General features: G+C 70.1%; 22 protein-coding genes and 3 pseudogenes. 10 read left to right on the top strand and 15 right to left on the bottom strand.

All coding sequences use genetic code 11. The features are described 5' to 3' along the window. Window positions 1-355 precede the first annotated feature (355 nt). Window positions 356-844: a hypothetical protein gene (locus tag ACFYOB_RS36455; protein ID WP_388567913.1), complete on the top strand. Its 489-nt coding sequence runs from the start codon at window positions 356-358 to the stop codon at window positions 842-844. A gap of 46 nt (window positions 845-890) precedes the next feature. On the opposite strand, the gene ACFYOB_RS36460 is transcribed toward ACFYOB_RS36455, so the two are convergent. Then, window positions 891-1,841, bottom strand: coding sequence for an SDR family NAD(P)-dependent oxidoreductase (locus tag ACFYOB_RS36460; protein WP_388568072.1), 951 nt, complete (start codon window positions 1,839-1,841; stop codon window positions 891-893). Window positions 1,842-2,173: 332 nt separating this feature from the next. Here ACFYOB_RS36460 and ACFYOB_RS36465 point away from each other — a divergent pair, with 332 nt between their 5' ends. Beyond that, on the top strand, window positions 2,174-2,728 hold the full coding sequence (locus ACFYOB_RS36465; RefSeq protein ID WP_388567915.1) for a hypothetical protein: 555 nt from the start codon (window positions 2,174-2,176) through the stop codon (window positions 2,726-2,728). After that, entirely contained in the window at window positions 2,715-3,272 is a 558-nt protein-coding gene (locus tag ACFYOB_RS36470) for an enoyl-CoA hydratase/isomerase family protein (protein ID WP_388567917.1), read from the top strand. The genes ACFYOB_RS36465 and ACFYOB_RS36470 overlap by 14 nt, the downstream gene beginning before the upstream one ends. Window positions 3,273-3,469: 197 nt before the next feature. Here ACFYOB_RS36470 and ACFYOB_RS36475 read toward each other — a convergent pair whose 3' ends face one another. Then, complete coding sequence (locus ACFYOB_RS36475; protein ID WP_388567920.1) at window positions 3,470-4,075, bottom strand: TetR/AcrR family transcriptional regulator; 606 nt, start codon at window positions 4,073-4,075, stop codon at window positions 3,470-3,472. 89 nt (window positions 4,076-4,164) lie between these two features. Between ACFYOB_RS36475 and ACFYOB_RS36480 the strand changes: the two genes are divergently transcribed. Continuing rightward, window positions 4,165-4,593, top strand: a complete 429-nt coding sequence (locus ACFYOB_RS36480; protein WP_388567923.1) for a nuclear transport factor 2 family protein — start codon at window positions 4,165-4,167, stop codon at window positions 4,591-4,593. Further along, on the top strand, window positions 4,590-5,540 hold the full coding sequence (locus ACFYOB_RS36485) for an NAD(P)H-binding protein (RefSeq protein WP_388567926.1): 951 nt from the start codon (window positions 4,590-4,592) through the stop codon (window positions 5,538-5,540). Before ACFYOB_RS36480 ends, ACFYOB_RS36485 begins: the two co-directional genes overlap by 4 nt. 40 nt (window positions 5,541-5,580) lie before the next feature. Here the strand turns inward: ACFYOB_RS36485 and ACFYOB_RS36490 are convergent. After that, window positions 5,581-6,729: pseudogene (locus tag ACFYOB_RS36490) on the bottom strand (SMI1/KNR4 family protein). Between the two features lie 103 nt (window positions 6,730-6,832). Here ACFYOB_RS36490 and ACFYOB_RS36495 point away from each other — a divergent pair. Continuing rightward, complete coding sequence (locus ACFYOB_RS36495; RefSeq protein WP_388567929.1) at window positions 6,833-7,561, top strand: dienelactone hydrolase family protein; 729 nt, start codon at window positions 6,833-6,835, stop codon at window positions 7,559-7,561. Window positions 7,562-7,851: 290 nt separating this feature from the next. On the opposite strand, the pseudogene ACFYOB_RS36500 reads toward ACFYOB_RS36495, so the two are convergent. The 4 genes and pseudogenes from ACFYOB_RS36500 to ACFYOB_RS36515 all read right to left on the bottom strand — a co-directional run. Continuing rightward, window positions 7,852-7,986 (bottom strand): annotated as a pseudogene (locus ACFYOB_RS36500) (RidA family protein); the annotation flags it as partial. Beyond that, window positions 7,953-8,072, bottom strand: a pseudogene (locus ACFYOB_RS36505) (IS5/IS1182 family transposase); the annotation flags it as partial. The pseudogenes ACFYOB_RS36505 and ACFYOB_RS36500, both read right to left, overlap by 34 nt. A 141-nt stretch (window positions 8,073-8,213) precedes the next feature. Continuing rightward, on the bottom strand, window positions 8,214-8,897 hold the full coding sequence (locus ACFYOB_RS36510) for a VOC family protein (protein ID WP_388567932.1): 684 nt from the start codon (window positions 8,895-8,897) through the stop codon (window positions 8,214-8,216). 394 nt (window positions 8,898-9,291) lie between these two features. Further along, entirely contained in the window at window positions 9,292-9,450 is a 159-nt protein-coding gene (locus ACFYOB_RS36515) for a hypothetical protein (protein ID WP_388567935.1), read from the bottom strand. Between the two features lie 250 nt (window positions 9,451-9,700). On the opposite strand from ACFYOB_RS36515, the gene ACFYOB_RS36520 reads away from it, so the two are divergent. Beyond that, a complete protein-coding gene (locus ACFYOB_RS36520; protein WP_388567938.1) occupies window positions 9,701-11,230 on the top strand; it encodes a serine/threonine-protein kinase in 1,530 nt (509 codons plus the stop codon). A gap of 195 nt (window positions 11,231-11,425) precedes the next feature. Beyond that, window positions 11,426-12,634, top strand: a complete 1,209-nt coding sequence (gene fabV, locus ACFYOB_RS36525) for an enoyl-[acyl-carrier-protein] reductase FabV (protein WP_388567941.1) — start codon at window positions 11,426-11,428, stop codon at window positions 12,632-12,634. 75 nt (window positions 12,635-12,709) lie between these two features. Here the strand turns inward: fabV and ACFYOB_RS36530 are convergent, their stop codons facing one another. Beyond that, entirely contained in the window at window positions 12,710-13,234 is a 525-nt protein-coding gene (locus tag ACFYOB_RS36530) for a nuclear transport factor 2 family protein (RefSeq protein ID WP_388567944.1), read from the bottom strand. A gap of 327 nt (window positions 13,235-13,561) precedes the next feature. Then, window positions 13,562-13,852 (bottom strand): hypothetical protein, encoded by a 291-nt coding sequence (locus ACFYOB_RS36535; RefSeq protein ID WP_388567946.1) that lies wholly within the window; start codon window positions 13,850-13,852, stop codon window positions 13,562-13,564. 506 nt (window positions 13,853-14,358) lie between these two features. On the opposite strand from ACFYOB_RS36535, the gene ACFYOB_RS36540 reads away from it, so the two are divergent. After that, on the top strand, window positions 14,359-14,862 hold the full coding sequence (locus ACFYOB_RS36540; RefSeq protein ID WP_388567949.1) for a hypothetical protein: 504 nt from the start codon (window positions 14,359-14,361) through the stop codon (window positions 14,860-14,862). A 137-nt stretch (window positions 14,863-14,999) separates the two neighbouring features. Here ACFYOB_RS36540 and ACFYOB_RS36545 read toward each other — a convergent pair whose 3' ends face one another. The 3 genes from ACFYOB_RS36545 to ACFYOB_RS36555 form a co-directional block, all read right to left on the bottom strand. Then, the gene (locus ACFYOB_RS36545) at window positions 15,000-16,115 is read right to left on the bottom strand and encodes a right-handed parallel beta-helix repeat-containing protein (protein ID WP_388567952.1); all 1,116 of its coding nucleotides are present in this window, start codon (window positions 16,113-16,115) and stop codon (window positions 15,000-15,002) included. A gap of 289 nt (window positions 16,116-16,404) precedes the next feature. Further along, window positions 16,405-17,538, bottom strand: a complete 1,134-nt coding sequence (locus ACFYOB_RS36550) for a PP2C family protein-serine/threonine phosphatase (protein ID WP_388567955.1) — start codon at window positions 17,536-17,538, stop codon at window positions 16,405-16,407. A gap of 881 nt (window positions 17,539-18,419) precedes the next feature. After that, entirely contained in the window at window positions 18,420-19,190 is a 771-nt protein-coding gene (locus ACFYOB_RS36555) for a hypothetical protein (RefSeq protein ID WP_388567957.1), read from the bottom strand. Window positions 19,191-19,491: 301 nt separating this feature from the next. Here ACFYOB_RS36555 and ACFYOB_RS36560 point away from each other — a divergent pair, with 301 nt between their 5' ends. Further along, window positions 19,492-20,391 (top strand): NAD-dependent protein deacetylase, encoded by a 900-nt coding sequence (locus ACFYOB_RS36560; protein WP_388567959.1) that lies wholly within the window; start codon window positions 19,492-19,494, stop codon window positions 20,389-20,391. A gap of 84 nt (window positions 20,392-20,475) precedes the next feature. On the opposite strand, the gene ACFYOB_RS36565 is transcribed toward ACFYOB_RS36560, so the two are convergent. From ACFYOB_RS36565 to ACFYOB_RS36575, 3 genes are all read right to left on the bottom strand, one after another. Further along, a complete protein-coding gene (locus tag ACFYOB_RS36565) occupies window positions 20,476-21,162 on the bottom strand; it encodes an HAD family hydrolase (protein ID WP_388567962.1) in 687 nt (228 codons plus the stop codon). Between the two features lie 115 nt (window positions 21,163-21,277). After that, a complete protein-coding gene (locus tag ACFYOB_RS36570; RefSeq protein ID WP_388567965.1) occupies window positions 21,278-22,267 on the bottom strand; it encodes an AfsA-related hotdog domain-containing protein in 990 nt (329 codons plus the stop codon). A 27-nt stretch (window positions 22,268-22,294) separates the two neighbouring features. Then, window positions 22,295-23,491: an MFS transporter gene (locus ACFYOB_RS36575; RefSeq protein WP_388567968.1), complete on the bottom strand. Its 1,197-nt coding sequence runs from the start codon at window positions 23,489-23,491 to the stop codon at window positions 22,295-22,297. Window positions 23,492-23,526: the final 35 nt, after the last annotated feature.

Below are 23,526 nucleotides of genomic sequence, written 5' to 3' on the forward strand. Positions count from 1 at the left end.
GCCCGGGCCCGGGGGGGGGGGGGGGGGGGGGCGGGGGGGGGGGGGGGGGGGGGGGGGGGGGGGTGGGGGGGGGGGGGCGGGCGCCCCCCCCCCCCCCCCACTCGTGGAGTCACGAGATCGGACACGCGCACACGGGGGACGAGCAGGAGGTGTGCCGCGGACTTGAGTACGGATCCTGCCGGGTCTTCGATGACGGCCGGCTCGTCTGGGCGCATGTCGTGATTGAGCCGGAGCGCAGGACTGGCAGGAACGCTGGGTCGTCCTGGACGCCCGCAACGGACGAGAACTGGCCCGGCTACCGCTGGACAGCGCAGCCTCTGGTTCCCATCACCTCTCCCACCCTGACGGCATCCACATGGGTCTCTGCATCGGCATGGGCCAAGACGGCATCCTGCTCCGCTGGGCACGCTGGGACGGCGAGACGCTGACCAGTTGGGACCTCAACGAGACCATGGACCGCATCCTGGTGGACGTCCACTCGGGGCTTCCGGGCTTTCTGACAGTCGAGCACTACGGCGCTGACCTGCAACTGCACGCCCTGGACGGCACCGTGCTCGCCGAGGAGGCGCCCGAGTCGGCCGACGACGAGGAGCCGCCCTGCTGGAATTACGGCTGCGGCTTCGTCGACGCCGGCACCGTCATCGCCTCGACGGTCGAATCCGACGAGGACCCGGATCGGGCCCGCCACTGGCTGCTCGATGCCCGCACCCTCAAGACACGCGGGACCGTCGTGTACCCGAATGGCCCGGTCGACAGCCCCGTGCGCCCGCTCGGCGATGGAACCTGGCTCACCTACGACGACAGCAGCGAAACACTCAACCGCTGGAGTGAAGCAGCGTCGTAGCAGCAATTGGCCCACCGGATGGCTGCTCCTTGCCGCGGCTTTGCGCCTACCGAAAGCCAAGGTGCGGATCGGTGCCCACCAGCTCACCGCTGGCGGCCCACAGACGAGCGGCCACGGCCGGGTCGGCCATATGAGAGGGGAGGGGCTCACGCCGTGGTCTGCCACGCAGGCCGAAGGCCCTCGGCCCCCACAACTGCCCTCCCTGCACCTCCGAGTCGAGGACGGCACGGACGACGGACCATGCTCCGGCGTCCTTGCCCTGCACCAAGAGCCCGGCGGGCAGGGCTCGCAGCCGCTCGCCGGGGGTTGTCATGCGTACCGGCGGCCGGGACGGGGTGAGGGAATCCAGCGCGCCGCCGGGGTGGGCCACCACACTGAGCACCGTGCTGCCGACGGCACGCAGACGGCGATCGAGTTCGAAGCCAAAGCACATCTGCGCCAGCTTCGATCGGCCGTAGGTGCGCTTGGGCCGGTAGTCCTGGGTCGATTGCAGATCGTCCAGGTCCAGTCGCTCGGACCGCGCCGCGAAGCTTCCCACCGTCACGATGCGGCCCGTCGGCGCCGCGGACAGCAGCGGGGCCAGCCACTGAGTGAGTGCGAAGTGGCCGAGGTGGTTGGTGCCGAACATCAGCTCGTGGCCGTCCTCGGTCTCTCGACGCGGCGGGTCGTCGAGCATGACCCCAGCGTTGTAGACCACCGCGTCGAGATGATCCAGGCCCAGCCTGTCCACGGCGGTCTTCAGGGACGACAGGTCGGCGAGGTCCAGCTGAAGGTGCCGCACACGCGCGCCGGATACGCGCGAGCGGATCGAGGCCATCGCGGCGTCGGCCTTCGCAGCGTCCCTACTGCCGAGTATGACGACGGCGCCAGTGGCGGCGAGTTGCTCCGCGGCGAAGTAGCCGATCCCGGCGTTACCCCCGGTGACCAGGAAGATCCTGCCCCGGGCAGAAGGCAGTCGGCGAACGTCCCAAGGCCGACTCGGGGATGCGGAAGACAAGATGACAGACTCCTTGCGCTCTGGGACGGCATGCTCATCGGAAGCACCCGACCCGCCCAAGGTCGCAACCTCCGCCGACATGCCACCGACAGATCACGGTTGCCGCCGACAGCCGCCCGGCACCCCTCCGGAGAACTGCATAGAGCAAGACGCCGCTACACCACGACCGGCGCAGAACTGAGAGCGAGCGCGGATACAACCCCGAAACGGCAGGTCAAGCTACGGCCCTCCGGAAAGCGAGGATCCTGTCCGGCCGGCCGCACGCGCAGCCGGCCGCCCCGTCTCCTCGTGGCGGCCGAGGACGTGGAGCTGGGGCGAGCCAGGGGGTGCCCGTGACCGCCGCGTTCGCCCACTCCACGGCATGGCACGATGCCGGGGTGGAGAGTAGAGAAGGTGCAGAGAGCCTGTCTGAGCTCGGCGACCTGCTGACATCGCTGTCGAACAAGCCCGTCGTCTCCGTGCGGTACGGCCGATTCCCGGATGGCGCGACCCCTGGTCGCGGGCTGGGGCCCCTTGCCGGCCAAGTCCACAGCCTCGTCGCCGAACTTCACCCGAAGTGGAAGCGATACCTCCCCAGCGGGGCCGAGGCCCCGAGCGCTTCGCAGATCGAGGCTCTCCTGGAGCCGCTCAGCGCCGACGCGGCCGTCGAACTGATGACCGCGCTCGCCGTCGACAACCTCGTATGGCCCAGCTCGAAGCTCATGAACCGTGAGATCGCCCACCACACCGTGACGCGCATTGTGAAGAGGCTCGGGCCCGGCGCGACTTGGTGGACCAACCGGCAAGGCAATTCCTGGGATCCCGTCACCGCGTGCACTTTCGATGGCGTGGTCGCCGGAAGCGACGGTGAGTACTTCGCGATCCTGATCCAGGTTGGGGAGGACTGAGCCGACAATCACCCCGACATCACTCAAGCCGATCATTCGTGCTGGTGGCGGGGGTGGTCATCCCGGAATTCAGCACTCCGCAGTCGCGCGGGGGCAGACCTGGCTCGCCCAGCCCGAGACCAGGATGGGCATCATCCCCGGAGGCGGCGGCACGCAGCCGCTGCCCCCGCTGGTCGGGCGGGCCAGGGCCCTGGAGGTGATCCTCGGCGCAGACCTGTTCGACGCGGAGGCGGCCGAGAGGTACGGCTGGATCAACCGCGCGCTACCGGCCGAGGAACTCGACGGTTTCACCGACGCCCTCGCCGGGCGAATCGCCGCACTGCGTCCGGAGCAGATCGCCGCCGCGAAAGCCGCCGTCGGTGCCGCGGCGACGAGCGGCAGCCTGCTGGAGGGACTCGGCGAGCAGAGCATGGCCCTGAGCGGGGTCTACCCGGCACCGGAGGCCGTCGTCGATCGCGTACGAGCTGCTGCCGTGGCGAGGGCGAACTCGATCTGGCTCACTGGACCGTATTGCCTGAGCCTTACGCCGCCGGGCGCGCTTTGATCGCGGGCACCTTGGGTCCGCAGGCCCGGCCACCCGGCCACCCGTACGAGGAGACGGCCGGGCCGGTCGCCGCCCTGCGTGCCGGGCGGGCGGCATTGCTCACAGGCCTTCGCCCCTTCACCGGCCCGTGTCGCCCGCAGCGGCACCGGGCAGCCCGTTCACTCGGACCGCCTCCTTCGTCCCGTCGGGGTCCGCGATCAGTCCTCGGCCGCCAACTCCCGTACGGGACCGCCGAGGACTCGGGCGGTGAAGCTCGCCAGCTGCCTGCGCATCTCCCCGCGGGCCATGCCCTTCTCGCCGGCCAGATACTCGACGAGATCGGCTCGGGTGGCAGCGAGCAGTGCATGGGCGGCGAAGTCACTGTCGGTCAGACCGGGGATCTGGTCCAGCAGGTCGCGGAGCAGGCTCTGCCATCGCTCGTAGTGATCCGTCCGATAGGGGCTGTCCGATCCGGTGCCTTCCAGGGCCAGGGCGAGGTGGTGGTTGTCGAGTTTGAAGCACAGGACGGCGTCGAGCAGGGCCGGTACACGCTGAAGCGGCGGGGTGGCGGGCCCAAGCGGTGATGGTCCCTCTTCGACGGCGTTCCTGACCGGTTCGAGCCGTGCTTCGTACAGCGCGCGGATCAGCCCGGTGCGGTCCCCGAAGGCGCGGAAGAGCGTCGCCTTGCCGACGCCGGCCTCGGCCGCGATGTCGGCCATGGTCACGCCCTCGGGGCTGCGGCATTGAGCGAAGAGGGTGTCGGCGGCCGCAAGGGCGGCTGCCCGGTTGCGGGCCGCGTCCTTGCGTGGCTTTCGCTCGGGCATGCGGTTTCCTCCATTTGCGATCCGGACCGGAGGTCCGTATCTTCATCAAAGCGGACCACTGGTCCGCATCATATGGGAGGGAGAGCCTCATGTCCGAAAACACCTCACCGACGGATCTGTTCCGCCACAGCCTGCGCCTCCTGCTGGACAAGGACATCCCCGCCTGGGTCGGCCTGTGGGCCGAGGGCGGAGTCATGGAGTTCCCCTTCGCTCCCGCAGGGTGGCCCGGGAGGCTGGAGGGACGGGAGGCCATCGCCGCCTACATGCGCGACTATCCCGACCACATCGACCTGCACGACTTCCCGGATCTGAAAATCCACCAGACCACCGATCCCGCAACCATCGTGGTCGAGATGCGCGGTGTGGGCCGCCTGACCGGGACAGGGCGCCCTTTCGACATGACCTACATCGCGGTCGTGACCGTCCAGGCGGGGCGCTTCACCTCCTACCGCGACTACTGGAACCCCCTTGCCGTCGAAGAACCCGGCACGGACTTCGCCAAGGGAAGTCTCCGATGACCGCCACCGGCGCCATCCTGGTCATCGGAGCCACCGGCACCACCGGGAGCCGCACCGCCGCGCAGCTGGTCGCGGCGGGCCACCGCGTCAAGGCCGCCGGCCGTCGCGGCGCCCCGATCCCGGGCGCGGAACCGGTCCGCTTCGACTGGTACGACCCCACCACCTTCGCCGACGCCCTCAACGGCGCCGACCGTCTCTATCTCATCCCGCCCCTCGGCGACCCGGACCCGGCCGCGGTCATGCTGCCCTTCCTCCACCAGGCCCGGGCCGCCGGCGTACACCGGTCGGTGCTCCTCAGCTCCTCGGCCATCCCCGAAGGCGGCCCGGCCGTGGGGGCCGTGCACCAGGCCCTGCCCAGCCTGTTCGACCAGTGGGCGGTACTCCGGCCGTCCTGGTTCATGCAGAACTTCACCGGCGCGCACGCCCACGCCGACAGCATCCGGACGGAAGGCGTCATCCGGACCGCAGCCGGCAACGGGCGGGTGGGGTTCGTCGACGCCGACGACATCGCCGCCGTAGCCGCCCGTGCCCTGACGGACGACCGGGCACCCAATGCCGGCCTGGTCCTGACCGGACCGGATGCGCTCAGCCACGACGACATCGCCGAGATCGCCACTCAGGTCAGCGGCCGCCCCGTGGTCCACCACCACCTGACATACGAACAGATGCGGGACCGCCTGGCCGCAGTGATGCCGCTGGAGTTCGCCACGATGCTCGCCGGCATGGACCGCGCCATCGCCGACGGAGCCGAGGACCGTACGACCGATACCGTCCAGCGCCTCACCGGCCGCCCGCCGCGCAGTTTCCGGCTGGTCGCCGAACGGGAGCTGGCACGCGACAGCCGGCACCGGGCCCCGACTCCGGCTCCGACTCCGACTCCGAGCCCGAGCCCGAGTCCGAGTCCGAGTCCGAGTCCGAGTCCGCAGCCTGCGGCGGAGGGCGTGTGACTGGGCGTCGTGCTGTGTGACCCGTCGGTGGCCCCGTCGGCTATGCCACGGGGCCCAGGTCTCCTTCGAGCACGGTCTCGATGATCTGAGGCCGGTCCCAGAGGGCCAGCAGCTCGTTGGCGATGGCCACGATGGACAAGGCGTCCTGGTCACCGTGCACCATGAGGGCGGCGGCAGGCAGGCAGGCAGCGGGGGACGGCTCCGGCATCGAGGAGGACTCGCCATTCCCGGGGACCGAGTTCCAGGAACTCCAGTCCGATGAGCTCGGCGATCTCCAGGGGGTCGGCGAGTGTGCCGGGGTAAGCGCTGAGGGTCCGCAGCCTCGGCAGCCCGGTCAAGGGCGTCAGGCTGAGCGGCGGACCGTCCCACACGCCGATCGACAGAACCTCCAGGCCAGGGTGAACGGCTGCCTCAAGGCTCCGGAGGCTCGATGCGTTGACCCAAGCCACGGCAGGTGACTGTCGGACCTCCTCGCTACCGGGCTCCGCGCCGGGCCGGTCCAGGACCAGGTCGGTGAGGGAGTCGGCGACGAGTCCGGCACCGACGCTCTCCTCGTGGGAGAGGACGATGATCTGTCCAGTGTGTCCGTGGGGGCCGGGAGTCAGATCGACGGCCAACCGGTCACCGCCTCCGTTGTCCCCGAACACGATCCAGCCCGGTGAACCGACCAGCCCCTGCACTACGGCGTCGGGCCGGATGTCGACCGCGTCCATCGCCGCGAACTCCCAGGGGGAGTAGCGGGTCGCCGCCTCGGCGACGTACAGGTCGTCCAAGCCGAGGAGTTCGCAGCGGACCGCCCCGAAATGGCGGCGCGCAGCCTCGTAGTCGCCGCGCCAGTCCTCCCACTTCGCCCGTAGATCTCGGCTTCCGTGGCGGCGACGGCGCCGGGCAGCCGTTCGCGGAGCGTCCGCTCCAGCAGCACGGGCTCCGCCGGCGGCGCCGGCACCGCTTCCGGTGCCGGATCGGGAAGGCGATGCCAGGGCTCGGGAAGCGAGCCCTCGACCAGGACGAGCGCCCCGGGATGCGGAGCGATGCCCGGCTCCACGGCCGGGCTGGGCTCGACCAGGTGAAGCAGAGCCTTCCCCGCCGGCTCGATCTCCACCGCGAACGAAACGGCGTCGACGCACCGCACCGGTATTGCCGCCGGATCCTTGTGATAACTTCGACGCCGCCGTGCACCACTGCGCATTCGAGGAGGTGAGACCGATCAACGCTGTGACACGTCGGGTCTCCCTCCTTTGCCTGGTCTAGGGAGCGCCCGCACAAGGCATCCCGAAAGGCTTGAAACGCTGATGCGCTTCACCTCCCAGACGTCGTCGGACGGCGTCACCGAACAGTTCTTCACTCTCGACGAGATCCCCGGCGTGCTGTGGACGCCGAATGAGGCCCGCGGCACGCGTCCCCTCATTCTGCTGGGCCACGGCGGCGGGCAGCACAAGACGGCCCCCGGCAACGTGTCCCGTGCGAGTCGCTACGCCGCCGAAGGCTTCGCGGTCGTCGCGATCGACGCGCCCAACCACGGGGACCGGCCCGAGGACGAGGAGTTCGGCCGGATCGCGGCCGAGATGCGGGCGGGCATGGCAGCCGGTGAAAATCCGGGCGCGCTGGTCGCCGGCATGCACAACCATCTGGCCGGTCGGGCCGTCGCGGACTGGCAGGCGGTCCTGACCGCAGTCCAGCGCCTCGACCAGGTCGGCGTCGGCCCGGTGGGCTACTGCGGGTTGTCGATGGGCTGCGGGCTCGGCATCCCGCTCATCGCCACAGAGCCCCGGATCCGCGCCGCGGTACTGGGCCTGCTCGGCGTGCACGGACTGGCCGAAGACGCCGCGCGGATAACCGTGCCGGTGCAGTTTCTGGTCCAGTGGGACGACCAGATGGTGTCGCGGGACCAGAGCCTGGCCTTGTTCGACGCCCTGGCCTCGACTGAGAAGACGCTGCACGCCAACCCCGGCAAGCACGGCGCTGTGCCGTCCTTCGAAGTGGACAGCTCGCTGAGGTTCTTCACCCGGCACTTGAGCTGACACGACATCACAATGGCCGAACGCGCCGTCCGGTACCGGTTGCCGGCCAGCGCGTTCGGCCAGACTGTCCGTCATGGCCTGCCGTTCTCGACCTGGAGCCAGGCCAAGTCGGCCGACTTCCTGGTCGTCGAGGGGTGGTCGACGGCACGAGCCACGCGGGCCTTCGGGTCCGGTGCTGCCCCGACTGCTCGGCTACGGCATCACGCGCCTGCTGCGCTGCATACGGGCCCGCCGTGCGGCCCGCTCGTACCGGTTCAAGCGGCACGAGTAGCAGAGGCGGCGAGGTCGCATCACGCGACGGTGGTCCCCTCAAGCTCGACCATCTGGCCGGGGATCGCCAGCCGCGTCACCCCGAGCATCGTGGTGGTCGGCGCCACCCTGGCGCCGCCCAACCGCGCCGCCAGCACGCCGTAGTGCTGGCGAAGTCGTAGCCCCGGTCGGCATACAGGCGCCGGGGCTCGCGGCGGGGCCGTCCCCCGCAGGCCCGGATCGGCGAGACCGCCTCCAGCAGGCCAGCGCCGCGCGCAACTCGCTCAGCGGGGCGGCGTGCAGACGCGGCCAGAGGCCGGCCTCGGTCCGGTCCCCCGCAGTCGGCTCGACCTGCGGTGAAGCGATCAGCTACAACAGGCCCTGGTCGGGGGGTAACCGTGGGTCAACCCGTGACGTGGAACTCGTTCCCTCCGGCGTCGAGGAACTCGCCGGGTTCCCCGTCGCGATGGGTGACCTCCAGCCGCAGCCTGTTCCGCGCCGTCTTCGGCGCCGCAGGCGGCCCCATCACCAGCGATACCGTGCTGGTGGGCCGCCGGCGAAGCCGGACGCCCCAGTCGTGGGACTCGACCGCGTGCCAGTCGGCCTGGGACTGCCAGAAGGCCCGCTGCGCATCGCCGTCCTCCTCGGCCACGTCGAGGCAGATCGCGACGAGGCCGGAGTCGGCGAGCACGCCGGGGTGGCCGGGACGCAGCACACAGAACTCATTGCCCTCCGGATCGGCCAGCACGTCCCAGGGGACGTCCCCCTGGCCGATGTCCACCCGCGCCGCACCGAGCGCGAGCAGGCGCGCCACCTCGGTCTCCCAATCCGGCCCCCCGGCCAGGTCGATGTGGAGTCGGTTCTTGTGCGCCTTCGGCTCCGCGGTCGGCACGAACCGAAGCTGCAAGCCGTCCGTCCGGCCTTGCGTCGCGTCCCGCCAGAAGCGGTCCATGAGCGCGACATCCAGCGCGTCGATCACGATCCCGGTCAGCATCCCGTTCCCCCAAGCCGTCGAACCCGTCGCCTGCTCATTGCCGCCGCCGCTGTCGGCGTGCCATTCGGGAGCAGGCGGCCGCAGCGGAGCCACCCGTCCCTCCCACAGGTCGTCCGGACCAAATCAGCACGCACTCCGGACACCCTGCCGACCAAGATCGCCGAGCACAAGACCCGCGACTCGATACTCGGTGGGGAGGGACGGCGGTGGCCACGCGGAACGCGGCGATCATGGGGTGCAGGTGATGTGGGTGCGCGTGCTGGTGACCTTCGAGGTGAAGGTGAGCGCCGGTTCGCTCTCGCCTGCGGCGACGGTGTAGGTGTAGGTGCGGCTGGCCGGGGCCGGGGGTGCCTCCCGAAACGACTCGACAGCCGAGCCGCCAGTCCGTTCGACGTCCTACGGTCGGCTCGCCGAGCAGCAGTTACCGTTCGGGTGCCGTCCGCCCAGCCGTCGGCACCCGAACGGCACGGAGCCGGAGTGAGCGTGGTCAGAAGACCATCCAAGCTCCGCCGAAGAGCACGTGGAGCACGAACGTCACTCCTAGACCGACCAGCGCGAAGAGGATCAGCATCAGTACGGTGACGACTGCGAACTGGCCGCCGGGATGCTTCAGGAAGCGGTTCACGCTGGCACTCCGGATCTTCATGACCCCACCCTCACCCACCCCGGCGGGATCCGTACAGCGGAATCGAAAGCCCCAGGAACCTGCCGGCCGTTGCCCCTGGTCACGGCAGCGGCCACCTGCTCGTCCCTGGCCAAGCTCGTGGCGGTGCCCGCAGGTGCGGTCCAGGCGCCCAACCGCCCATCGGCCGGTGCCGGTTGTTGGGCTGACACCGGGTGCGGGCCGGCTCTAGGTTCTCCTGTAGGCGATTGAACTCGGGGGAATCGTGGATCAGTTGAAGGCCGGTGACCCGGCGGCCGTCGGCCCGTACCGGATCACGGCGCGGCTTGGCGCAGGCGGCATGGGGCAGGTCTACCTCGGGGAGTCGCGCAGTGGTCGGCGGGTGGCCGTGAAGGTCGTCCGGCCGGAGATCGCCTCGGACCCCGGCTTCCGGGCTCGGTTCCGGCGCGAGGTGGAGGCGGCGAAGGCGGTCGGAGGATTTTGGACGGCGACCGTGGTCGACGCGGATCCGGAGGCGGAGACTCCCTGGGTGGCCAGCGACTACATTCCGGCACCCAATCTTGCCGAACGGGTCCGGGAGAGCGGGCCGTTGGCGGAAGACGCGGTGTGGCGGCTCGGCGCGGGACTGGCAGAGGCGCTGCACTCCGTACACCGGGCGGGGCTCGTGCACCGGGATCTCAAGCCCGCGAACGTCCTGCTTACGGAGAACGGGCCGCGGCTCATCGACTTCGGGATCGCCAAGGCGCTGAACGGTGCGACCATGCTCACCCGGACGGGCGTGGCGATCGGCACCGCCGGATTCATGTCGCCGGAGCAGGCACAGGGCGGCAGTGTCGGCACGGCCAGCGACATCTTCTCGCTCGGTACGGTTCTTTGCTTCGCGGCCACTGGGCGCATGCCGTTCGGGGAGGGCAGTGCGGCGGAGCTGCTCTACCGGGTCGTGCACGAGGTGCCGGACCTGGGACGCGTGCCGGAGGGCCTGCGTGCGGTACTGGGCGAGTGCCTGGAGAAGAGGGCGGAGCGGCGGCCCTCCGCGGAGGAGGTGCTGTCCGCGCTGAGCGAGGGTGGTGCGGTGACTGTGGCGCCTTCGATGACGGATGCGGACACGGGGGTGCGTCCGGTGCGTCCGCCTGCGGCTCCGCCGGACCTGCCGTTCGCGTCTCCGCCTCGGCCGCTCGGCAGGCCCGGGCCGCCGCCTGCAGTGCCGGTTGAGGACGCGGTCGTGGATGGGGTTCCTGTCCCGACTGTTGTGGATCGGAAATCGGGGCCGCCAGTAGAGGTGCGGTACTCAATGGGGCACATGCGCGTCGCCGTCGCGGCCACGCTCGCCGGGACCGTTCCGCTCGGCGTGGCCGTGTACTACTTCGTGGACCATCCCGTCCCGGCCGCATTGGCGAGCATCGTCGCGCTCGCGCTGTTCAGCCTGGGAGGTCTGGCAATGGCGCGCGGGGACGCGGCTCGTGTACGAGTGGCGGGTGACGGGCTCTACTTCTTGCGTGAGGGCCATGAATGGGGTGCGACCTGGGAGGAGTTGAGCCGGGTCACCCTGAAGGCGACGCGCTGGGGCCTGCTGCAGGAGTTCGTCGTGGTTGGCGAACTGGCGCCAGGGGCGACGAAGAACATCGTCTGGGAACGCTTCCAGCCTGTCGGTCCCGGCCGTAGGGCGGCAGTCACCACCATCCGATTCCGCAACGAGAATCTGGCGCGAGCGGAGATCACACGGCTCCACGAGGCGTTGCTGCACTGCGCTGGTGAGCGTTACTCGTACGACGGTGAACTGCTCTCCGTCGTCCGCAGCCGTTGACCGATCGTTTCAGAACGCGGCTCGGGAACCGGCGGCTGCCCGCGGTAGAGCTAGTGGGAACCCTCCAAGCCCGGCTGGGCATCGTTGTACCGGTCAAGATCAAGATGTTCATCCGCACGGCCGCAGACTTGCAGGACGGGGTGGCCGAGGCGGCCGCCGCGTCCTTGTCCGTGACGACACCTGGGGCACCACACCGTGAGCGAACGCGTCATTGCGCCCAAGAGCCGGGGTTTCCTGTTCCTCGACTCCCACCCTGGCGGCTGCCGACAGCTGGTGGACGAGATGTGGCAGGCAGTCCCTGCCCCGGTCACCGCCGAGGGCGAAGGGCCGGTGGCTCTCGTCATCGGCTCGTCCGCCGGGTATGGCCTGGCCGCTACGATCGCGGGCCTGGCCCGAGTCGGTATCCGTGGCATCGGCGTGTGCTTCGAGAAGGCGCCCGCGCGGCGCACCGGCACGGCCGGCTGGTATCGCACCGCCGCCACCGCCCGGCTCGCCCAACAGCACGGGCGGGACATGGTCTTCATCAATGGCGATGCGTTCAGCGACGCGGTGAAGGAGCAGGTTGCCGACGTCCTCGCCGAGCGGTTCGGGGGACGGCTCGACTTCCTGGTCTACTCGGTGGCCGCGCCTCGCCGCACCGACCCGGACACCGGCGACGTGTACGCCTCGGCCCTCAAGCCGATCGGCTCGCCGTACACCACCAAGACCCTCGTCTTCGACGAGAACGGTGCCCCGGAGGTTAAGGAGGTCACCACCGCGCCGGCCGAGGGCGACGACATCGAGCAGACCGTGGCGGTGATGGGCGGCACGGACTGGGAACGGTGGATCACGTTCCTGGCCGACCGGTCCCTGCTCGCCGACGGCTTCACCACCGCCGCCCTGTCCTACATCGGCTCGCCGCTCACCGCGGCGATCTACCGGCAGGGCACCATCGGCGCCGCAAAGTCCCATCTGGAAGCCACCGCACGCACGTTGGACGAGCGTCTCGGCAAGACCCTGGGCGGCCGGGCCGTGACCTCGGTCAACGCCGCTGCCGTCACCCAGTCCTCCACCGCCATCCCGGGCATCGCCCTGTACGCCGGGCTGCTGCGCGGCGTCCTCGGGGACGCCATGGTGGCCCCGATCGGGCAACTGGTGGAGCTGTGGGACCAGCTGACCGGCGCCCGCCCCCTCGACCTCGACGACGAGGGCCGGGTCCGCCTCGACACCTGGGAACTCGACCCCGCCGTGCAGAACGCCGTCGCCGAACGCTGGAGCACCGCCACCAGCGACACCATCACCGAACTCGCCGACCTCGACTGGTTCAGCGACGAAGTCCGCCGCCTCTACGGCTTCTCCGTCCCCGGCTTCGACTACACCGCCGCCGTCGAAACCGACGTCCCCTGGCCCACTCCCACCATCTGACCGCACCCCCGTCCCATCACCGGCCGGCCACGAGAGGAGCCGGCAGTGTGTGTGCGGTGTGCGCTCGGGCTCCCGTCAGCTGCCGGGCGGGGTCCAGTCGGCGGGCAGGCCGGACTGGCTGAGGACGGTGGCCAGGCTGTAGTGGTCCTGGTCGGAGGTGATCCGGCAGTGGTTCTCGTCGAGGTCGAGGACGGTGGTCATCGGCACGGCGAAGGGCTTCGGCGCGCCCTTGAGATGGCCGGAGTAGACCGCCCGGACGGTGACGCGGTCCCTTTCGAGGTGGGTGGCGCCGATGGTGACGTGGACGTTGTCAATGAGGCTGTCGGCACGGGCCTTCCACCCTGCGATCTCCTCGCGGCCACGGAAGGTGACTGCCACGGCTTCGTCGGTGTAGGTGCCGTCGGCGGTGAACAGGGCGCCGAGGGCCTGGGGAGCGGTGCCGTTCCAGGCACTGGCCCAGGCTGTGACGATCCTCGGCGGGCGCCGGTTGCCGTCCTGCGCGGCGGAGGCGGCGGAGGCGGCGGAGGCGGTGGGGGCAGTGACGCCGAGGGCTGCTGCGGCGGTCAGCACGGTCATGGCGCGGAGCGGGCGGGACGTCATGGTTGTTACTCCTTCGGGGGCGGGCGTGCGGGTGTGGGTGCGTGTGCGGATGCGGCTTTGTCGGCGACGGTGCCCGGTCAGGCAAGGCTCGGGGCTTGGGCGGGCCGGGCAAACGGCAGGCCCGCTCCCGGCCGAGGACATCGGCGCGCTGCCTCGTCCGTCTGTGGTGCAACCTTCATGGCACACAGCCTCGTGTCAGGCGCTGTCCACTTTCCAGGCCCTGCAAGGTCGGTGACTGCCCAACACTGTCCACGCCTGTCCACGGGTCCTGCCGACGACGCACGTCCCGTCCGGCGCCGTGGGCAAGTCCCCCGCAACGTCCGTGGCTCAGCCGGTCAACGAGTGTGGCCGCCACGGCGGCGATGATGGTCTGCCGGTAGGCCCGACGCCCTGCCGCAATCGAACGCCGACCTCGTCGCGGCTGTACCGGGACGTGCTCAGCACGGCGATCTCGTTCACGACGGTCGTCCCGCGGTGCTGCACCTCGCAGGTGGCGTCCGAGCCGAACTCGTTCTCAGTCCGCAGGGTCACCTTGCAGTCGAAGCCACCCTTCGCCATGGCGGCGATCACGTCATCGACCGTCGCGTACTCGGGACCGGTCGGCACCCGGCTCGGCATCGGCGTCAGCGGACGGGGTCCCCGGTCGTCCCCGGCAAGACCGCAGCCGCTCAGCGTCATCAGCAGTCTCAGCAGCAGCGGAACGAACTTCGGTGTGCGCGTGTATCAGTTGTTCCTCGGCGGCCGGGGCGCCGCGCCGTCCGTACCGCCCGCCAGAGCCAGGGCGACGCCAAGCGGGGACCCAGGTGTCAGGGACTCCTTGCTTCGCAACAGCCACCACGCTGCCTGTTGCCCCGGTCCTCTGCGCTCGCTGTACGGATCCTGGACGCCTCGGAGCGCACGGGCCCGTCGGCGAGGCCGGGCTTGCGGCGAGGCGCATGGCGGCGTCCCCCTTCGCCTGCGTCGCCTTCGTCCAGGGAGGCCGGACGACCGACAGCACCGCGACGTCCTCGGCCGAACGTCGACTGGCTGGTCGGCATCGGCTCCACCGTCGCGACAATGATCCTCTCGGCTCCTGCCGGGCGCGGTGCCGTCGCACACGCCGGACCGCTCGGCATGCTGAGGGCATGGATCGTCGCAGCCCCGAAAGAACGGCAGAGCCAACGGCCCGTGACTACTCCGGCGCGGTCTACGGCTCGCTCCTTGCCGCCTCGGTCATCGCCACCGCGGGGGCGGTGGGCCCCTTCCCCCGGCTCCAGCTCGTGGTCATGCTGCTCACCACCGGCCTGGTCTTCTGGATCACGCACGTCTACGTCCGCATCGTGGGCGACCGGCTGGCACATCAGACGCTGTCGTGGGCGGCGATCCGCTTCGAGGCGCACAGGGAATTGCCGATCATCGGGGCCGCGCTCCCGCCGATCGCCGCCGTGATGGTGTGCACAGCCCTGGGCCTCGGGCCCGAAGCGACCGCATGGGTAGCGCTCGGCGTCGCCCTCGCCGGGCAGGTCGTCTGGGCCACCGCAGGCCTCCTCAGCTTCGGCGCCCCGCGCCGCATGATCGCCGTGACCTGTGCGGTCAACCTCTTCCTGGGGCTGGTCATCGTAGCCGCGAAGGTCCTGGTCAAGCACTGACAGCCCGTACCACTGCGCCGGGAGGTGCCCCCAGAGTGGGCGGGGGCCCGAGTACGTCCAGTACATCCGGTACTCGGGCGCCCTCCGCTCTGCAATGCACGGCACCGGCCGCCGCGGGCCTCACCGCCGTCCGGCCATTACGGTTTCACGGTCGCCGTGGCGGTGAACCCGCAGCACTCGAAGGTCTGTACCGGCGCACCCGACGTCTGCGTGATCTTTACGCCTTCGAGCACCGCGTTCGTGTCGACCGCCGATGCGATGACCGCGACACCGTGCACCCCACCCTTGATCCGATCCTTTCGGACCGTGAAAGTACCGTCCTGGAGGGCGATTCCGACGTACGAACTCCTCTGGATGTCGTTGTGGGCGACGTCGATCTCGTTGCCGGCAACGTAGATGCCTACCTGGTTGCCGACGATCCGGTTGTGCTGCACGACGGTGCCGGGCGCGTCGGCGACGATGCCCGCGTGCTGGAACTCGTTGAAGAAGTCGGGGCCGCAGTCCGGGTCGGGCTCCCGGCACTCGTTGTTGCTGACGGTGTTCCCGGTGACGCGGCCGACCGCGCCGGCCACGAACTCGATGCCGTCGGTCGGCACCTTCGGGTGCCCGGTGACGGTGTTCCCTTCAATGGTGGCGGTGGACCCCTCGTTGAGGACGACCACGCCCGCGCCCTGGTAGTCCGTGATCTTGGTATCGCGGATGGTCGCCGAGCCCGTGCTGGCCGTCAGGTCCCCGATGAGGACGGCGGTCGCGCTGCGGAAGCAGGGCGCGGCGGGCGTGTCGGTGATGTGGGTGACGGCGGCGTGGCGGAGGGCGAGATGAGCACCCCCGAGCACACGAATGCCGGCGTTGAGTGCGCCGTCCTCGCACGTGCCGGAGCCCGGTCCGCTGACGGAGAGCCGGGACAGCGAGACGGACGCGCCATTGTGGATCTCGACGATCGAGTTTTCGCCGTCGTCGCCGGGGGTCAGGGTCTGCGGAGCCAGAATGGTCGTCTTCTGGTCGCCCGAGCCGGTGAGCGAGACATTCTTGCCGATCACCACTTGCTCGCGGTAGACACCCGGGCGGACGGTGATGCGGTCACCGGGGTTGGCCGCGTCGACCGCAGCCTGGATCGTCGGATAGTCCTTGGGGACCACGAGGTTGTGCGACCCGTCGGCCGCCGCCGACGTCGGCACCAGCGGAAACACGGCGATTGCCGTGACGACGCAGAGGCCCAGACGGACGGCCGTCCTGATCAGTGGGATTGTCATTCCGATTCCGCTCTCGCGCGCTGCTCACACCGTGGATCCGGGGGTCCCCGTGACCCGCCTGCCGGAGGCCCGGCCGCGCCGCAAACCTATTGACGGCTGTGCGCGCAAAGGCTCCCGGATGTCCGACACGGGTTCCGTTTCCCCCTGCCGGCCTATCGACGGGACCGGCCCCCAAACCGCTCCGGCGCATCCCGCCAGGCAGCCCCGGCGCGAGCGGATGCCATGGGCGCTACGAGTGGTCGGCAGGTCTACACGCGCCGCACCGTCGTGGAACGGTGCTTCAGCCACCTCAGGCAGCGGGCTGCTCTTGAGCCCGGGTGCTCGAGCACCGCACGGCAAGAACCGCGATGTCGTCGTCGAGTCTTCCGCCGCTGTAGTGGATCAGGGCCCGATGAAGCTGGTCGAGCAGTTCGCGGGGCGGCGTCGGGCTTTGCTGACGCATCCACTCCGGCAGTGGGAAGAACTCGCCGTCACGGCCCCTGGTCTCCGTGACACCGTCTGTGTAGAGCAGCAGCTGATCGCCCGGAGCGAAGATGAGGGTGTCGACGCAGTAGTGGTCTCCGATGAGCGATGCGAGGTTGAGGGGCGGAGAGGGGGTGGTGGGCTCCACGACCCGGATCTCGCCGCGGCGCACGAGCAGGGGCGGGGGGTGCCCGCAGTTGAGAAGTCTGAGCCGGCCTCCGCCATGCGGGATCTCGGCGATGAGAGCGGTCGCGAAGCGCTCTGGCAGGTCCAGAGCGGGGAACGCGGCGCTGTGTCGGGAGATGCTGGCCTCCAGGCGATGTACGACGCCCCGCAGGTCAGGCTCGTCGTACACGGCCTCCCTGAAGCTGCTGATCACCGCTGAGGCCGCCCCTACGGCGGACAGCCCCTTGCCGCGTACGTCGCCGATGAGCAGCCGGACCCCGAACGGTGTGTCGACCGCCTCGTAGAAGTCTCCGCCGATCCGGGCCTGCTCCTGGGCCGCCAGATACAGCGACTCGATCTCGACGTTCTCGAGGCGGCGCGGCAGTGGGCGCAGCAGTACCTTCTGGGCTGCGTCGGCGACGAGCCGGACGTGGAGGAGCGTCTCCTCCCGTTGGAGGCGGACATGGCTCGCGTATGCGGCCGCCAAGGTGACCGCGATGATCGCAGCCGCGGTGTAGGGCGTCCCCAGGTCGGTGTAGGCGAAGCTCAGGCCGATCATGACCAGCAGGCAGAACGTCCCCAGCATGATCGTGGGGATCACGGGCCACATCGCGGCAGCGAGGGCAGGTGCGGCAGGCAGGAGGCGGCTGAAGGCGAACTCCCTCGGTGTGGAGAACGCCAGAGCGGTGATGAGCACGGTAACGATCACCGGTGACAGCAGGGCAGCGTCCCACCGGCCGCCGTAGAGAGGGCGACGGCGCCCCGCCCGTCTTGACCTGATCACAGAATGCATCATATCGGGGCAAAATCATCGTCGGGTCACGACTGAACCTGCTGCTCACGTTCGGCGATCAGCTGCTTGCGCCACGTCAGCCCCACGGCGCGGCCCGTCACCCGGATGTGCGACGAGCCGAGCCTCCCTGCGGGGCTCCACTGCCACCCCTTAGTGCCCTGCGGATCGTGCGGGTCGCGGTCAGTAGAACATCCAGGCCGGGATCAAGTTGCCGGTGAAAGTGAACATCACTTCCCCGGCCACGCAGGGCGGGTCTTCATTCGCGGCAGCGGCCGCCTGGGTCGGGTCTCCGTAGTTGCCCATCCAGCGCCAGCGCTTGAGTGATCTTTGCGCAGCAATGCGCCGCTTGATTTCGGCCCCCCTCCTCGGCGGAAAGGACTCGATCAGCAGGGATTTCCTCGTTTTGATTCTCCATGCCGCTTCTCCTGGTGAAGTAGCTGGGTGTAGCGGTCGACTACAGAGTGTGTCCAACCGCACCGATGTGCTAGACACCAGGTCGGCGTGTCGGCCGGAGGAGTTCAGGGTCTACCGCATTGGCCGTGAGCCCTGCAGGCCGGGTTCGTCCTCGCGCGGATTGCTGGCCGGGCTGACGGAGGGCACCATCCGCGGGGATGTCGGTCACCTGGAGCAGGTGCGGTACCGGTTCGGCCGGCCGGCCGGCCGGCCGGGAGATGGAGCCCGCCGACGGTCGGGCCCGCGAGCGGACGGTGCCGCTGATCAACGGGGCGGGCCGGACCCTGCCGTGGTTCATAGAGAAGCCGTCAACTCGACGGCGACAGAACGTCCTTCGGCTTCGGCTTCGCATCCCGTCGTGATCCCTCCTTCGGTTCGATCACGACGGGCGGCGTTCGCAGGCCTAGGACTCCGGACTCCGAGGCCTGCGGTCAGACCGAGGCATTCCAGGCGTTCGTCAGCCCGTCCAGCCAGGCGGGAGGCAGCTCCGCGGCGTCCCACTCCTGGCGCAGCTCCTGCGACGCGACGAGGAGCCGCTCCAGCACGGCGATGCTCGTGGCGGAGTGGAGGAGCGAATAGCGGCCGTGCACCGTGATGGCGCTGCCCGGTCCGAACGTCGAGAACAGTCGCTCCAGCCGGGTGCGGTGGGTCGCGGCGAACTCGGTCAGCCGCCCGGCGTACCCGGCCCGCTGCCGGGGGCTCATCGTGCCGAGGACGGCGACGAGCACCTCGTCGGTCGCCTCCGGATCCAGTTCCGAGACCGCGGCGAACGACAGGTAAAGAGGCGTAAGTGCCACTCGGACCCGCTCCACCTCCATGCGCCCGGCCCGAGGACGTTCGCCGGCCGGACCTGGCTGGGCGTCCGCCCCCACCACCCCTACCAGGGTCCGCTCGGCGAGGGCACCGAGCTCCTCCAGGAGGTACCCGGCGCCGTCGAGCCAACCCGACTCGTACGGCTCCCCCTTGTCCCCCGGCGCGCTCCGGACGCCGCCGCTCAGCTCCTGGTGCGCGAGAGTCAGCGCTCCCGCCTCCAGGAGCCCGATCAGTTGCCGCGCGTCGTCAGAAGGGACCCCCGCCCGCGCGAGGAGCTGCAGCAGTGTCGTCCTCGCGTTGTCGACACTCGCCTCGTCCGGCCACTGCCGGCCCTCGTCGGCCGCGCCCATCGGGTCCTCCTCATCGCTCGGGTAGTGCGGTGTGTGCAACGAAATCGCTCCCTTCGACAGTCCAACGCCCGACAGCCGGGTTGTGCTCCCCAGCAGCGGAACAGTACCGACGAAGTGCGCGCCCTCAGCAGCTGCCACCGCTGCCGGAGGAACCGTTCGAGACCGGGCGTGTGTTCAGGCCGCGCATCGACCGCTCCAGCCGGATCGCCGTCCGCACCAACCGCTACTCCCCCGGTACCGGGCGCCGCCGTGGAGGACGAGGCGGCGGCGGTCGTGACCGGCCGATCCAGGTCCGCAACGGTCCTGTGCCGGTGTCCTGTCTGTTCCGTACGCTGGCGGCATGCGCATGCGCCCCACTCTGAGCTGGACGCCTACCGAGGACCTGCGCCCCGGCACCACGGATCCGGGGCCGGTCGCCGATGCGCTGAGCAACGGCGGTGTGCTGGTGCTCAGCGGGGCGGGCATATCCACGGAGTCGGGCATCCCCGACTACCGGGGTGAGGGCGGGAGCCTGCGTCGGCACACCCCGATGACCTACCAGGAATTCACCGCCAGTGCTCAGGCCCGGCGCCGGTACTGGGCGCGCAGTCACCTCGGCTGGCGCACGTTCGGCCGCGCCCGGCCAAACGCCGGGCACCGGGCCGTGGCCGCTTTCGGGCGGCACGGTTTGCTCTCGGGTGTGATCACCCAGAACGTCGACGGTCTGCATCAGGCCGCCGGCAGCGAGGGCGTGGTGGAACTTCACGGAAGCCTGGACCGGGTCCTCTGTCTTTCCTGCGGCGCCTACGGCTCGCGCCGTGAACTCGCCCGGCGGCTGGAGGAGGCCAATGCGGGCTTCGAGCCGGTGGCCGCCGGACTCAACCCGGACGGTGACGCCGACCTCACCGACGAACAGGTCGGGGACTTCTCCGTGGTGCCCTGCACGGAGTGCGGCGGCATCCTCAAACCGGATGTGGTGTTCTTCGGCGAAGCCGTTCCCCCGCGGCGGGTCGAACTCTGCCGCGAACTGGTCGGCGAGGCGACCTCACTGCTGATCCTGGGCTCCTCGCTGACGGTGATGTCCGGGCTCCGGTTCGTCCGCCAGGCAGCCCAGGCCGGTAAGCCCGTGTTGATCGTCAACCGGGACCCGACGCGGGGCGACCGGCACTCCGTCACTCGGGTCGCGCTCCCCCTGGGGACGACCCTCACCACCCTGGCCCAGCGGCTGAACATCCCCGTCGACGGCCAGGCGGAGGCCTGAATCAGCTCAGCTGAGGGCCGGGACCGCAGACGGGGTCCGTGCGATGTATCGCACGGACCCCGTCTGCGGTGGGCCTCATATGGGTCAGGCCGGGACGCCCGCCAGGTGGTGCCAGCCGTGGAGGGCGGCCTCCGCCAGCAGGTCCGGATGGTCGCCGACGACGACCGGGTGACCGACGAGGCGGAGAAGCCCCAGGTCGGAGACGTGGTCGCCGTAGGCGTGGCACTCCTCAGAGGCGATGCCGCGCTCGGAAAGGAGCTCTCGGGCGGCCCGGGCCTTGGCGTCGCCGATCATCGTCGTCAGCACTTCCCCGGTGTACACCCCGTCCTTGATCTCGGGGCGCGTGCACAGCACCACGTCGGCACCGACGTGCGCGGCCACCGGATCCAGAGCGGCGGCGAAGGAGCCGGAAACGAGGACGGTGGCCAGCCCCCGGTCCTGGTGGGCCTTGAGCGCGCCGAGGACGTCCTGGTGGAAGAAGCCGCCCTGCCGCAGGTGCTGCGCGAACCACGCCCGGCCGATGGACTCCGTCTGCTCGGCCCGGTAGCCGGCGAATCGCCGGTAGAAAAGCCGGTTGCCCTGTTCCCGGGGCATCCCGGGGCGCAGCAGGTCGCGGGCGTCCTGGTGGAGCCGTTGCTGTTCCTGCGGGGTGTGCCCGACGGCATTCAGGAAGAACTCGTAGAAGTCGAACATGGTCTTGACGGTGGTGAGCGTCTCGTCGACGTCGAAGAACGCGACGGCGTGCGTGGTCGTCGGCAGTGCCGTGGTCACGGAGAACTCCGGGAGCGAGAAGGAAGAGGGGAAAGGAAGAGGGGAAAGGGAAAGGGGAAGGGGAAGGTGGAGGGGACGACGGCCTGGCGGGCCGACAGGGCGGACAGACGAAGGCTCAGCCCAGCGCCACGTACACCTCGGCCACCGTCTCGTCCTGCTGGACGGCGCTCATACGGAAGGCCCCCTGGCTGCCGTCTTCCTCGCGTGCGGCGGTCAGATGCACCTGGTCGTCCAGTTCGGCGAACTTCAGGAATCGACCGTGCAGCCGCAGCACGCGTGCGGCGTCCGTCTCCGGCGTGGTGGTGTCCTGCGGGCCGAGCAGCAGGGCGCACTGGCGTGCCGCCTCGCTGAAGACCATGGCCGGGACGTGGTCGTAGGGGTGGTCGTACATGCTGCGGTTGCGGTACGTACGGGGGCTGAGACGAGCGGTGAGGCTGGTGAGGGTCGCCGGGTCCACCTGTACGGCGTCGAGGACGGTGTTCACCGGGTCGAGTCGGCGCACCCGGGCCGGGTCGACCGGTGCTCCGGCGGGCTCGGCGGGCAGGGTGAACGCGGTGGGGACGGTGGTGCCGCGCTGCATGCGGCGCAGTGCGTGGTACTGGTCGGTGGGGGTGCAGTTGGTGTCCATGGTGAGCCGGCCCAGGGGGCGGCCGTCGAGCGTGAGGTCCATGGCGAAGGCCAGTCGGCGCAGCCGTCCGCCGCGTCGGCTGCGTTGGGTGACCTCGGCGTCCATGCGCAGTTCCCCGGGCCGTTCACCGCATCGGAGCGCCTCCGGCTCGGTGATGTCGAGCGTCCAGGACGTGACCATGAACGTGGTGTCGCGGGGCACCGACTCATAAACGTGCGCGGCGTAGGTGACTGCCTGGCGGCAGCTCTCCAGGACGAGCAGCGGGTCGTGGAAGCTGCGCCCCGGTACGTGGTCGCGGAAGTATGCGTGAGAGAGGGGCAGTTGTGCGGCGGCGGTGAAGACACCCTCGCCGGTGGTGACGGCGTCGGTGAGGAACACCTCGGACAGGGCCCAGCGGTGGACGAGCGAGCGGGACACGGTCCGGTCGTAGGCGGGGGTGGGGCTGTGGGGCGCGTCCAGGACGGAGGAGGCTTCCACGATGACTTCCTTTCATATCAATGGCGTTCAGTGCGCGGCGGCGCTGCCGCTCGGTGAGGCGACGGCGGGCCTGGCGGCGCGCTCCTTGCGTTCCGCTGCCACGCCGAGGCCGGCGAGGAGAAGTCCGGCGAGGGTGACGAAGGCTCCGGCCCAGTTGAGGGCGGGGTAGCCGAGGCCGGCGTCGATGATCGTGCCGCCGAGCAGCGGGCCTGCGGCGTTGGCCAGGTTGAAGGCGGCGATGTTCGACGCCGAGGCGAGCGTGGGGGCGCCGTCGGCCTTGGCCATGATCCGCATCTGGAGCGGGGAGATGGTGGCGAAGGTGGCCGCGCCGAAGAGGAAGACGGTCACGCAGGTGGCCGCCTTGTCGTGCACCGTGAAGGTGAAGGCCCCGAGGACGAGGGTGAGCAGCGCCAGCGCACCGCACATGGCGCTCTTTGGGGCGCGGTCCGCGATCCGGCCGCTGATCAGGTTGCCCACGAACATGCCGACGCCGAAGAGCACCATGATCAGGGTGACGGCGTTGTCGGTGAACCCGGTGACTTGGGTGACCATTTCGGCGATGTAGGTGTACGAGGTCATCACGCCGCCGAAGCCGAGCACGGTGGTGAGCAGGACCAGCAGTACCTGCGGGCGGCGCAACACCCTCAGTTCGGAGCGCAGCCCGGTGCCCTCGGGTGCGGGGGTCCGGGGCACGAGCGAGGCGATGCCCGCGAGGCCCACCGCGGCGAAGAGGGCGACCATCCAGAATGCCCAGCGCCAGCCGAAGTGCTGGCCGATGAAGGTGCCCGCCGGGACGCCGAGGATCGTGGAGAGGGTGAGACCTGCGGCGACCATCGAGACGGCGCGGCCCTTGCGGTCTTCGGGGACGAGATCGGAGGCGACCACCATCGCGACACCGAAGAACGCGCCGTGGGCGAGGGCGGAGAGCACCCGGCCCGCCATGAGCAGCCCGTAGGTGGGGGCGAGGGCGGACAGAACCGTTCCGCCGAGGAAGAGCAGCATGAGCCGGATCAGCAGGCTCCTGCGTTCGGTGCGGGCGCACAGAACGGTGAGGCCGGGGGCGCCGATGACGACGCCGAGCGCGTACCCGGACACCAGAAGTCCCGCGGTGGGGATGGAGACGGAGAGGTCGGCTCCGATGTCGGGGAGGATTCCCGCGATGATGAACTCGGCGACTCCGATGGCGAAACCGCTGAGGGACAGGGCGATGACGGCAATGGGCACGGCTGTGCTCCTGGGTTGGGCTTCGGCAGAACTGG

The sequence above is a fragment of the Streptomyces sp. NPDC006463 genome, from assembly GCF_042870715.1.
GTDB lineage: Bacteria > Actinomycetota > Actinomycetes > Streptomycetales > Streptomycetaceae > Streptomyces.